Raw genomic sequence first — 204 nt, 5'->3', positions numbered from 1 at the left:
CCACCGACCTCAATACCATTCCGCTGGCCATCGTCGAACGCATCGAAGTGCTGGAAGATGGCGCTTCATCGCTGTACGGTTCCGACGCCATCGCCGGCGTAGTCAACATCATCACCCGCCGCGATTTCGACGGTGGCCAGGTGACCTTGAACTACGGTGAGTACAGCAAGGGCGACGGCACGCAGAAGGGCGTTGACCTGGCCT

At 60.8% G+C, this 204-nt stretch carries 1 protein-coding gene; it reads left to right on the top strand.

Going from position 1 to position 204, the window contains the following annotated elements; genetic code table 11:
* Window positions 1-204: TonB-dependent receptor plug domain-containing protein (locus CN692_RS19305; RefSeq protein ID WP_179874494.1), on the top strand; the 204-nt coding region annotated here is incomplete at both ends.

This window comes from Bacillus sp. AFS002410 (assembly GCF_002556365.1).
Classification (GTDB): Bacteria; Bacillota; Bacilli; order Bacillales; family Bacillaceae_G; genus Gottfriedia.
Note: the sequence above shows the minus strand (reverse complement) of the source record. Positions and strands in the feature narration are given on the sequence as shown.